Below are 12,840 nucleotides of genomic sequence, written 5' to 3' on the forward strand. Positions count from 1 at the left end.
GAACGCGGGCTAGATTGGCCATTCGGGGGTTTGGCCGGTGTAGGTCACGACGAGCACCAGGTCGGCGATCCCTTCGCGGTCAAGCAGGTCCCGCACCGGGGCGGCGTCTGGGAAGGCGAGCCGCCATCGGCCGGTGGGCTGGTGGTTGAGCATGGGAATCCAGGCGGGCGCGTTGCCGATCCGGGTACTGGCGATGCCGTCGCCGGTCGTCGTGGCCTCGCCGCTGATGGGTGACGCGCCGGCGGTGTCGGGGGTGAAGGTCAGCGACACCCGCACCGGCGAGTTGCTATCGTCGGCGAACACCACGAAGAGAGCCAGTTGCTCGGTGACGAGATTGTCGACGTTGGCCGGGAAATCTCCAGGTGTGGTGCCGAATTCGATCTGTAGCGGCGCGTCCGGCCGGGCCGGGTTGTGCAGGTCGTACCACTGGTCGGGGAACTGGTCACGGATGCTGTAGGAGCGGCTGGCCTGCACGGTCCGGTCGAGTTGCTGGATGACCTTCTGCCGGTATTCGCCGCTAGCCAGCGCGGTGTAGTCGATGGTGACGAGCACATCGGCGATGGTCCGGTAGTCGAACGTGTTGGCGGCCTTAGGCATTTCCAGCAGCCAGGCGGTTTCCACCCCGCTCAGCTCGAACGGCTGCATCAGTTCCGGCTGGGCGTCGAGGTCGAACAGCCCGGTGGAGTTGGCCGGTGAGGTGAGCGCGACCGACTCCGGCGCGCGGGTCAGCCGCACGCTCTGGAAGCTGTCCCCGCCGATCACCGCCCGGGATATGCCGCCATTGGTCAGGGTGGCGCGGATCCCTTGGTGTGGTGGCACAAGCGCTATCACCGAGGTGCGCACCTGCCTGACCAGCCGCAGGTAGTGGCCGGGGAAGTCCTGGTCGAACAGGGCCATCGGGGTGATGAACGGCAGCACTCCGGTGCGCCGGAAGGCCTGGAACTCAGCGGGCGCCAACCGGGCCAGCGAGATCGTCTTCGTCAGCTGCAGCTTGCGCTGGTTGGTTTCGAAGGCGAACTGGTCGAGCTGGTAGATGTCCTGCTGCAGTCGCGCCGACCCGGTCAGCCCGCGGCGGTCCTTGGCCGAGTCGTCGGACGGGCCCGCGTCGTCCGGCTGCCAGTAGTCCTTGCGGATATAGACCGGTGCCGCCTGCTGGGTTTCGAAGGCGAGCTGGTTCTGGGCGAGTTGCGCCACCGCCGTGGCCTGACGCAGGAAGTAACTGTAAACGTCTTGAAGAACGTCGATCATCCATTGGTACAACTCAATATTTGTGAATTTGTTGCTGAGGAACGCCACCGTCGCCTCGGCGTGGGCCAGCTGCATCCGGCTGATGAACCCCTCCTGGTCCACGATGGCCTGATGGTCGAGCGCCACCTGGTACTGCGCGGCGCTGATCGCCTCGTCCTTGTGCGCGAGCCCCTGCTGCATCGTCCATTCCCGAACCCGGTTTTCGACGCTGGCGTGCAACGAGTGCCGCTGAATGTCGGTCTCGATGTCGTTGAGATTGACGGTGGCGCCGAACTTCGCACCGGCCAGCAACGTCACTGCGGCCAAAGAGGGAATGCCGGCACCGAAGAAGGTCGCCTTCTCCCAGGACGCCGCCGACTGCACCGCCTGCGCTGTGGTCAGCGCGGCGTCGAGCCCGGCCACCCAGTTGCGGGCCACGAGCGCGTCGTGGTAGTCGCCCAGCAGCTTGCGCTCCCAGCCGTTCATCGGTTCGTCGAGCAGGTGCTGGTATTCCTCGATCTGGTAAGTGGCCCGCTCCTGCTGGCGTTGCGCCAGGGTCACCCCATCGGCGGCCTCGACGGCCCGCAGCCCTTGCAGGGTCACGTTGGCGTTGGCGAGCGCGAGGTCCTGCCGAGCCTTGAGCATGTTGTACTTCTCGGCGTCGTGCTTCTCCAGCGCGGCCAAATAGGACTGCTCAACCTGTGCCGCGAGCCCGGCCAGTTGCTTGGCGCGTTCTATCAGCGTCGTGTACCGGTACGGCGTCGGCTGAAAGGCACGTAACGCCGCCGAACCGAACGGCCCGCTGTTGACGACCAGCGGCGAACCGCCGGTCAGCGTCATCGGCGTGACCGTGTCCAGCTGCCGGATCAGACCGGCCGCATTGCGCCCTGTACGGATCTTCGCCAGCGCGATCTGGGCCCGCCGGACCAATCCGGTGACAACTTCATTCGGGGTCAGGCCGTCGACCTTCTTCGGGTTCAGCTCTTCGATGGCCAGCAAATCCAGCGCCTGCAGATACAAAGCTCGCGCCCTGGGCACGGATTCGTTGGTGTCCTGGACGAATACCGCGTCGGCGAAGTCAAGCAGGCATCGAACAATCGACATGACGACGTATCGCGTGTGAACGTTGTAGCGGACGCTGGGCGCCTGCCCGTACGACTCCTCGACGATGTCGTGCGCGTTGAGGGTGTCCGTCAGCCAGAACACGTTGCGCTCGAAAATGAGCGCGTCGTTCGGATTCGGGTCGCGTTCCAGGTGCAGCGGATAGTAGATCTTCCGGGTGGCGACGGGCTGATCGAACGCGTAGATCATGCGATACCAGTCCAGCGCGGCGAGGTACTGGCCCGCCTTCTGCAGGTGCAGCGCGATGGCCAGCGGCGCGAAGTAGTACTTCTCCCGCCGATCGTTTGAGCCGACGAGCTTCTTGAGCTTGTCGACATAGCTACCGCTATAGGCTTCATTGATGTCATCGGTGATCCTCTTCCGGCGGTCCGCCAGATCGATCGCGGTGCGCGGCGGCTCGAAGTCGTCCGGAAACTCGTTGCCGTTGAACACGTTGGCGTGTTCCAAAGCCCGCTCCGGGGTGAGCAGCCGCGTGGTGCGCAGAGCCGACACCAGGTTGCGGAATTTCGTGCTGGGCGTGGCGGGGTCCGACGGCCCGTCGTCGGGGCGCAGCGTCGGGTCGAGGTGGTTCTCCGGAAACAAGAAGATCTGCATCGCGGCGTACCAGTTCGTGTAGGAGCCCATCCACTTCAGTTCCTCGTCAAAGTCTTCCTGGCTCTCGTTGGAGACGCGGCTCCAATCGGGTGCATCGCCGGTGCGGACCCGTACCAGGAGCGCCTGCAAGGTCTGGATGGCCTGCTCGACACGGCTGATCCGGACCGCACCACCGGCCATCACGTCGATCATCAGGAGCCGTCCGAGGGCGCTGGCACTGGCCGGTGCGAGCGGGTTGAGCGCCACCATCAGGCCGTCGCGCAGCGCCGGGTGGGTCTGCTCCTCGACGGCCGCCACCGCGGAGGCCAGCGCCTGCCGCAGCGCCAGCCGCCGCTCAATGCGGCCCTGCAGTGTGTTGCGCCAGCGGGGCCGGGCGCCGCGGGCCAGCCGCCAGGGCGAAGGCGCTGGGCCGTCGCGGTCGACCGGACCCAGCTGGAAGAACGTGGGGCCGAGCACCAGCCCGGCGCCGTACTCCGCCTCCCGCCACGCCGGTATCGACCGCAGTTTGTTGACGTGCACCAGGATCGCGTACACGTCCTCCCAGTCGGCGTTGACGACCTTGCCGGTCTCGGTCAACGCCCGGACGGCCATGAGCCGGCTGAAAGCGGCGAAAGTGAGCTGGCGCGGCTCGAGCTCGGCGGTGATGTCCTCGCCCTTGTCCATCCGCGACTTCGCGGTCAGCAGCACGTCGACCGGTCCGAAGAACGCCGACACCACATTGTCGAAGCGGGCGAGGAGCGGCTTCGGGGTCAGTTTAGGCGTGGGAAACTCCCGCATCGCCGTCAGCAGGCCGTCAAGCCAGGACCGACGGGCTAATAGCAGCGGGAGCGCGGGATTGGCACCGGGTTGCAGGTCCTGTTCGCTGATGACGTCCGGGTCGATGACCGCGCCGAACGCGGACAGGTCCCAACCGCGCCAGGCGGCGTCCAGTCGCCGGAACTGCAGCTGCAGCAGGACCGGGTCGGTGGCCGGGTCGGCGAACGGGTCGCGGTGGAAGTCCACCAGCCCGAATAGCGTCTCCAGCTTGGCCTGTTCGAACTGGCCGGGCGCGAGCAGGAACTGCTGGAGGTTGTTATCGCCACTGCCGCCGCGGATCGCACCCTCGTCCAGGTCTATCCCGAGCCGGTCGGCGAGCGCGCGGCGGATAGGCAGGTCTGCGCGCAGCGCCGCGGACAATTCCTCTATCGAGGTGCCGAGCTGGCGCAGCGTCGCGGCGTAGGCCTCCTGCCGGTACGCCGCTTCCACCGCGTCCGAGGCCGCCTTGGCCTGTAGGCCTTTCGCCGGGTCGCCGCCCTGCTCGGCGATCTTGTCGAAGAATTCGGTGAGCACGCTGTCGAAGTATCTGCGCAGCACCTCGACAGTGAGGCGCAGCTGTGACACCGAGTCCTGGCGCAGCTTGTCGTCAAGCACTTTGCCGAACGGCTGAAGCAGCACCGAGTTCAGCACGCCGGTGTTGATAGCGCTGCTGCCCTTGTAACCGAGCCGGCGCACGACGAAGTCCACCAGGCTTCGGAAGTATTCGTGGACGGTGGGGTCGACCGGTGCGTACTGCTCGGTCACCGCGATCTTTACTTCCACCTTGCCCGTCTCGTTGCCCGCCACGTCGAAGGCGCGGACGACGATCCGGTTCGGTCCCATCGGCAACCCGACGTTCTCGATCCGCCATTTCGCGTAGTACTTGCCGGACGAGGATGTCACTGGATTGGTGGGAGGCTGGCCGGGTGCCGGATTCAGCGCCCACTGCACCTTCGCGACGCCACTTTCGTAGTCGGTGGCGACACCGGACAGCGCCGGAAGCACCGCGCCGACACCAACTTTGCCCGGGATGCTGAACGTCAGGTCCCCTTTAACCTTCAGGGTCGGCTTGGTGGTGTCCTTGGTCCGCACCCAGACCAGGTCGGCGCCGATGTTGCCCTTGGTATCCTTGGCCCTCACCTTGATCGCCTGAATACCATCCTGATAGGACAGAGTCGCCGTCGCCTTCCAGTGGCCGGTCGCGTTGTTGGGATCCAGCGGCACCCAGGCCATCGCCACGTTGTCCCAATAGTCCCCGGAGAGCACTCCGGACGAATCTGACACCGTCACGTCGATCGGCACCGAGTATTCGCCGTCCACAAGGGACACAACCTTCGGGTTGGCCGAGGTGCCGGTCGGCGTGACAAAGGTGACGGCCGGCTTGATGTCGTCGTTGAGCACCACCATGACCGAGCGCCCCTGGCCCTCGCTCTTCGGGTTGTCGTTCGAGTCGGTGGCGTAGACCTTCGCCCCGATGTGCACGACACCGGCGGTCTTGACCGGTCCTACCACGGCCGACCAGCGCCAGTCGTTGGCCGGCTCCAGGTTGGCCAGCACGCTGGGCGCGTTGCCGAGCCGGACCCGAACCTCTTTGATGGTGTCACCGACGCCCGGCATGATGGAACCGGTCACCGGGATCATCACCCCGCTGGAGGAGTTGCCGTTGAACGTGTCCGTATGCGCAGGCGTGTCGATCGAGATGGACAGCACCTCTTCGAGGGTAGGCCCGGTGTGGCCACCGGCACCGGTCGGTCCCGGGTCGTCGTTGCCGGGCGGCGGATCGGAATCGTCGAGATTGGCGACCGGCCCCTGCGCCAGCACCTCCACCCGGGCGGCGGAGTCAGATAATCCACTTTGGACTAGCATCTCTTGCTCCTTGTCGGTCTGGTTCGTCAGAAGGTGATGGGGTAGGCGTTAAAGGTCAGCGGTGGATAGCGTTCGGGGTTCCGCTGACCATCTCTGATGGCGCGGCCGAGCTGTGGATCGAAGAACACCTGTCCCCGCCCGTGGTTCCAGCCGACCAGCACGTGCAGCGATGACGCACCGAACTGTCCATTGAAAGGCGAGGGGTGCACCACGTAGAACCGGCCCGGCGGCATCACGTCGACGCAAGCCTTCTCAGCCACGGTGATGCCGCTGACTTGCGTCATGAGGTACTCGTTGATTTTGCGGATCGTGCGCCTGTCCGGATAGGGCATTGGGTCGAAGTCCGAGGACTTCAGCTCGACCTTGCCCGGCTGGTTCCTGTCCCGCAGCCTGAGCAGGAATGAGGCCGTGCACCTGGTGCAGTTGTCGCTCCCGGCGGCGCCAAACTCATCGTTGAAGTTGCTGCGCGCCTTCGGGACCGCCCCCACCCGTCCCATTCCCATCACGTAGCCCTTCGGCGGTCCGGCACCGATCGGGGTGCGCGTAGCCGCGGGCGCCGGCGCGCTTGGCCGGCCCATGGCTTTGGCCGCGCCGCCGGCCGCCATGGCCGATCCCAGCCCCACTAAGCCCTCGAGGCCAACCGCACCCATCATCTCGCCGGTGCCTTCGATCGGCTCCACCATGCTGTCGAGCTGGCGGTTCTTCTCCTCCACCACATCGGCGATCTTCTTGCCCGAGGTACCGCCGAATATCAAGTCCCAGACATGGGCCACCATGATGAGGATCGTGTCCGATTGCCGCTCCTCCGGCCGGTGCAACAGGGAGTTGCGAAATTGTTTGCCCGCACCGGTCATCACCCGGTCGAGGGTTACCGGATCAGGATCGGTGGGCGCGGAGGCTGCCGGTGCAGGCGGCGCGTCCGAGGCCGTGGGTGCCGGAAGTGCTTGCTGCCCACCGGGATCGTGGTACCGCATCGGGTTGGCGCGGGCATAGGCGTAGAGGTTGGTGCCGTCGACCGGGCCGGCCGGATCGCACGTGGCCCACCTGGCGAGCCAGGGCGCGTAGTAGCGGGCACCGTGATAGTAGAGGCCACTCTCTTCATCGCGTTCCTTTCCGGTGTACCGATACCGCTTGCGCGCGAAGCCACCGAAACTGGTTTCGCCGTAAGGCGTGTACTCCTCGCGGTTGACTTCAGCGCCGGTCTCGTCGAGGGTGAGCGCCGCCGAGTCGAGATGGTCACCGAGCTGGAATTGGACGGCCGGGGTGTGGTCCTCGGGGTCGGCCGCGCCGACGCGCCGGGTGGCGACGCGGCGCTCGCCGTCCAGCACGTGCAAGACGTTGCTCTGCCGCGTGGTGCCGCTCGCCACCGCTCGATGGTGCTCGAATATTGGTCCTATGTAGACCGTAGAGCGGTACTGCCCGCCCTGGGTGCGGACGAGCTTGCGGACCCGCTGACCGGAGGCATCGTAGAGGTATTGCGCGTGCACCGACGGCTCGGCGGTTCCGGTCTGCGTGCGGAATGCCCGCAGGCGGTCGGCGTAGTCCCACTCGAGGCGTCGGGTGAGCCCCTCGGCGACGAGGTTGCCCTCGTCGTCGTGCTGATAGCCGAAAGCGCTCTGGCCGATGGTGAGTGTGGCAATCCGGTTGGTGCCGGCCGCCACATCGTAGGCCCGCGACGGCGTGCTGCCACCGGCGTTCTGGTGCCTCAGTTCGGTGAGGTTGCCGACCGCGTCGTAGCGATATCGCTGAACGTAGCCGCGCGTGCGGGTGACGTCGGTCCCGCCCGGCTGATCGGCCCATGGTGTGGACGGGCCGGGCAGATCGTGCTCGCGGCCGGTGGCCAAGGTCAGCCGGTAGCGCGGGTCGTACTCGAATCGGCGCAGCAGCGCGTCTCCGGCGGCGAGCTGCCGGGCAAGCGCCGGGCCCGTGGCGCTGGCGGCGTCCGGGTTGTTCGGGATGCCGCTGCCCGGTGCCCGGTCCAGCAGCGTGAGCAGGTTGCCGGCGAGGTCGTAGCCGTAGGTCAGGTCCTGCGCCAGCGCGCCCGCGGGACGGTAGGCCAGCGCGGCGGTGGGCCGGGTGAACCGGTCGGTGCGCAGCCCAGCCAGCCGGAACGTCCGTGGGTCGTAGCTGTAGCGGGTGAGCACCCCGTTGCCGTACCCGACCAGGGTGCGCTGACCCTTGGCGTTGTAGGCGATGTGTTCCACGTAAACCGTGCCGTCCAGCGTGACCGCTTCCAGCGCGCCCGCGCTGTTGAAGCGCGGTACCAGCTCCGGCCGGGTGCCCTCGACCGTTTCCGGATACCGCACGGATCGCGCCCGGTTCAGCGCGTCGTAGCCGGTTGAGATGCGGTACCGGGTCGGGTCCAGCAGGGTCGCGGCGTGCTCCGGCAGCGTGCCGCCCGGCGCTGGCTGCCAATCGGCGCGCCACGCGGGCACCTGCCAGCCGTCCTCGGCCGCGCGCTGATAGACCGACAGCAGCTGCTCGTCCGACACCACCTGCCGAACCGTTTCGACCACGTTGCCCTTGAAGTCGCAACGCTCCACAGTGGACCGGCCGGCGCTGTCATAGTGCTCGGTCAACCGCCCGAGCAGGTTGGCGGCCATCGCGTGTTCCGACTCGCCGTTCTCGTCGCCGTATCGCAGCACCTCGCGCAGGGTCGGGGCCTCGCCGGCCGCGTCCGCAGCCCACACCCGCGTCGGGCGGCGGGCGATGTCGTAGCTGCGCAGGATGAGCGCGCCCTTGCCGTCGCGCCCCTCAATCGGCTGCCCGGTCGCGTCGAAGACCGAGCGGGTCACCCCGGCGTCCAGCTTCTCGCCGCGCAACTGCTGTCCGGTCAGGTCGTATTCGTGCCGGAACGCGACCCGGCCGAGCTCATCGGTGACGCTGAGCAGGTTGCCCTGGATGTCGTAGCTGGATCTGGTGGTGTGCCACTCGGCCGGGTCGGACCCGTTGCGCACCACTGTCTCCACTGTGCGGCCGAGCGCGTCGAGCACCACGCTGAACGGCGTGTCCCAGTGGTCGCGATAGGTGGCTGCCGTGTCCGGATGGGTCCGCCCGGCGTTGTCGTTCTCGTCGTAGTGGAACACCTGCCACGGTGTGGGGTCGAACAGGTCCGGGTCGGTCAGGACCACCGGCACGCCGTGCACCACCCGTTGCTGCGAGCCGTCCGGTCGCACGGTGCGGATCAGCCTGCCACGCCCGTCATAGTCCATTGTGGACTTCTGGCCGAGGTCCACGTCGGTCGGCGGCGCGTAGTCGTATCCCGTAGCGAAGTAGGGTTCGTACCGCTCGACGACCCGGCCCTTGTTGTCGTATCGTTCCCAGCCGCTGACGACGACCCGGCCCGGCGCGGCCCGGCCGACGATGTCCGCATCGCCGACCTCGCTAAGAGCACCGAACGTCGGGTCCCCGAAGGCCACTTCCTCGGCCTGGACACGTGTCTGGAGCACCCGGCCGAAGCCGTCGGAGAACTCGACCGTCTCGATCGTGTCGTCGACGCCGCTATCGGTGTCGGTGTCGTTGATGTGGTGCACGCGCCGGATCGAGCGCACCGACACCGGGCGGCCTCGCTGCGCGTAGGCGAGAAGGTCGTAGACGTGCCGTGTGCCCGGTGTGGCCAGGGTGTCGCCGACGGATTCGCCCGCCTTGCCCATCACCGCGACCCGCTCCAGCAGCCCTAGCGGCGTGTAGCCGAACGCGGTCCGGTTGCCGTTGACGTCGGTGAACTCGCGGGGCTGGCCGGTGCGGTAGTCGTAGCTCGCGGAGACGGTCAGCCCGAGCGGGTCGACGACCTCGGTCGGCAGCAACCCGTACCGGTCGTAGCCGATGCTTGTCTCTGCGCCAAACGGATCCCTTTCGGCCAGCAGCAGGCCGTGTCCCGCAGACCCGTCGTGCACATCGAAGCGGCGTCCAACAGCGATGAAAAAGCCGCTGTGATAGGGCGATCCGACCGCCCCGTCGTGGTAGACGTACCCGGCCAGCGGTGCCATCCGGTCCCGGAATTCCTGCGGGTACTCCGGCGTCCACCTCGGCTCGGCTCCGATAAGATAGGGCGGTGGGGCTCCATTGTGGACGTTAGCGAGAATCTCCTCGGTGAGCGCGAGCCTCTCCACTCGGGATGGCACGCCGTGGTCGCCGAGAACGCCGACCGGCAGGCCCTCAAACGCACGGCCGTCGTAACAGGTGACGGTCTGTGCGATGACGCGGCGGCGCACCTCGCCGTCGAGGGTCTCGGCGTGCAGGCCGAGCACCCCGCCGCTCCCGGGATCGAGCAGTTCGTACTCGGTCGAGCTGGCGACCCGGCCCACCAGGTAACGCTGTCCGTCGTCGCGGTCGGCGTAGGTGGTGACCGTCTGGGTGGCAAGGCACGGCTCGCCTCCCAGCTCGGCGCGGAAGTCCCGCCCGCGCGGGACGGCGATGCTGACTTGCGAGCTGGCGTGCCCGTAGGCGTCGTAGCCGTCGGTGTAGGTGAGCCGCGTCATCGGGTCGTCGCCGCGATCCCAGTGCGTGGTGCGGGTCGCCAGCGGGTGCGGGAAGAAGATCCTGCGCCGCCCATCGGACCCGTCCGGCGGGCTCTCCTCGCGTAGGCCGGTGAGCGTCTCGGTGACGGTCACCGGACGCTTCTCGCGCGGCGTTCCGTCCAGCTCGTAGACCTCGGTGCGCAGCACGCGGCCGCGCAACGCACGGACCGCATCGCGACGCTCGCGGCGGGGCAGCGCGGCGAGCATGGCGGTGAGTTCGGCGGGCCGCGCCAACGCGGACGGGTCCTGCGACCAGAACTCGGCTGTCGGGTCGGACTCGGCCCACTCCCCGTGCTCGGCACCGATCGGACCCTGATGGAACCAGGTCGTGGTGCGCACCGGCACCGAGCGCCGCTGACCGTCCGGCGCCGTGAAGGTCTCGGTGTCGTCCTGATCGACGCGGCCGAAGCCGCGGAATTCGCGTTCCGCGCCGTCCCAGTAGCCATGGCCGTAGCGGTAAACCGTCGTGAGGGCGCCGCCGGACAACCGGTCAACGGCCCGCATCGCGGCGATCACCTGGACTGGGAAAGGCAGTGGCTGCTTGTACCGGGTGGACGCGGCGTAGCTGATTTCGGTGACCGCGCCCAGGTTATTGTCCACATCGGACAACAGACCCGGCTTCACCCCGCCCGTGAAGTCCAGGAAATGCAGGGCCGGCCGGGCCGTCTGCCCGGCCTCGTCGCTCCAGAGCAGACCGGGCACTCCGGTGCCGAGCAGATCGACCAGGCGCAAGGCGGACAGGTCGGTGACCCGCGGCGTGCCCTTGATCCGAATCGGTTCGCCGAAACCTTGGCCGCCCTGGTTGATCCACAAGGTGACGCTGTCGTCGTCGATGTAGAGGAGGTCGGCGGCGCCGTCGCCGTCGACGTCTCCGACGAGCACGCGCCGCGGGTCGTACCCTTCGGGGAAACGGGGACTGTCTCGCATCACGGTCCGGCCCGACCACTCGCCGCGTCCCAGCGACGGCCAGAACTCGGTCCGCCCGTTGTGCACGATGACGATGTCCTGTAGGCCGTCGCCGGACATGTCCGCCAAACGGACCCGGGGATCGGCGAAGCTGATATCGGGGAAGTCCGGATACCTGCCGCGTTCGACCAGCCGGGTGGTGTGCCATCCGGCGCGGCGGTCCTGGAAGAAGCACTCGAATCGGGTCCCGGACCGCAACGCGTCGATTGTCCCGTCCCCGTCGAGGTCGACGAGGCGAACCTCGGGATCGTCGAAGGCGAAACTCGGCGCGATCTGCTGTGCCTGGAAGCCGCGATGGTCCCACCGCCCGTCCGGGCCGAGCGGGTAGTAGCCGGCGAGCAAACCGTTGGCCACCACCAGTTCCAGCCGTCCATCGCCGTCCGCGTCGAGCAGCTGGACACCGGGATCGGCGAGATTGACCCCGGCCGGAGCGTCGGGCATCTGCCGCGGCCGGTCGAAGCGCCCATCGCCGAGATTGCGCCAGTAGCGCATGCCGTCGGCTGTTTCGAGAATGTCCGGCAGCCCGTCGCCGTCGAGGTCCACCAGCTCCAATTGTGGGCTCGCCAACGACAGGGCGGGCAGCTCGGCACCGGTCAGCGGGATCAGCCGCCGCCTGTCAGGCGCGAATCGCGTATATCCGAAATCTAGCGGTGGCAACGATTCCGAGCGCTCGCCGTCGGTCGCGTCGACGAGCATCGTGGTGAGCAGCGACGCCGCGTTGGCGGATTCGTTGTCGTAGCGCAGCCTGTGCACCCGGATCGGATCAGGTCCGGCCGCCGCGTGGTACACCGCGATCTGACGGCAACGCCACCTGGTGCGCACCTCGAACGTGGCCCGGCGGTTGCTCAGCACGTCCGGCCGGTCCTCGTGGTCCAAGTCGACGGTCACAAGAAAACTCGCGTCATCGTGCTCTGCGTATAGGATCCGGCTCAGATAACACTGCGTCCAGCCGGCGTCCCCATCGCGCAGATACTCGTACTGGACCCGATTGCCGAACGGGTCGGCGGTCTCGGTCAGGTGCCAGCCGAACACGCGGCTCCCGTCGGCCGGGTCGGCCAGCACCGCCGGGTCCGACCAGCCGATCCCGGCGTCTGTTGGCCGCGGCGTGCCGTACCGGCTCACCTGCCCGTCCTGGCTCCAAACCTCCCAGTAGTCGCCTTCCGCGCCCCGGTGGTGCTCTATGCGGGCGAACAGCCCTTCGGTGCGCGGGCGGTAGGTGGTCACCCCGGGCCGCTGTGCCACGGGTACCAGATCCTCGGCGCCGGAGAGCACAAACGTGTCGCTGTCGCCATAGGTCGGCAACCCGTGCGAAGTCTTGCGGGTCACCCCCGCAACGCTCAGCGCCCAGCCAAGACCGAACGCCCCGTTACCCGCACCCGTGCTGTAGCGCAACGCGAGTTCCGGTCGCATCCCGCCGCGACCGGCGGGCGTCGGGATCGGCACACTCAGATTCCCAGTTCCGGTATGCAGATCGGGCGAGAACGTCTCGCCAATGCCCCGGACGGCCCCGCCACCCTTAGGCAGACTGATGATCTGTTCAGTGGTGCTGTACTTGACGGTCACCCGTGCATTTCTACGGCGGCACCCCAGCACCCCGAATCGGTAACCACTGCCTATTTCTCGCAGCCCAACTGCCTACAAAATGCCCAGCGATCCACCGTCAATGGCGATCTTATGCACTGGCCCATTCTTGCTCGGGACTCCAGTCGCGAGCCTGGCTTCGAAGCCAGTCACAACGAGACATCGGCAC

General features: G+C 67.5%; 2 protein-coding genes. Both read right to left on the reverse strand.

Translation table 11 applies throughout. The features are described 5' to 3' along the window. Positions 1 to 9 precede the first annotated feature (9 nt). Complete coding sequence (locus tag Rhe02_RS03500) at positions 10 to 5,604, reverse strand: Tc toxin subunit A-related protein (protein ID WP_203906578.1); 5,595 nt, start codon at positions 5,602 to 5,604, stop codon at positions 10 to 12. 26 nt (positions 5,605 to 5,630) lie between these two features. Beyond that, positions 5,631 to 12,653 carry a SpvB/TcaC N-terminal domain-containing protein gene (locus Rhe02_RS03505; protein ID WP_203906579.1) on the reverse strand — a complete coding sequence of 2,341 codons (7,023 nt, stop codon included), beginning with the start codon at positions 12,651 to 12,653 and terminating at the stop codon, positions 5,631 to 5,633. Between the last annotated feature and the right edge of the window lie 187 nt (positions 12,654 to 12,840).

This window comes from Rhizocola hellebori (assembly GCF_016862955.1).
GTDB lineage: Bacteria > Actinomycetota > Actinomycetes > Mycobacteriales > Micromonosporaceae > Rhizocola > Rhizocola hellebori.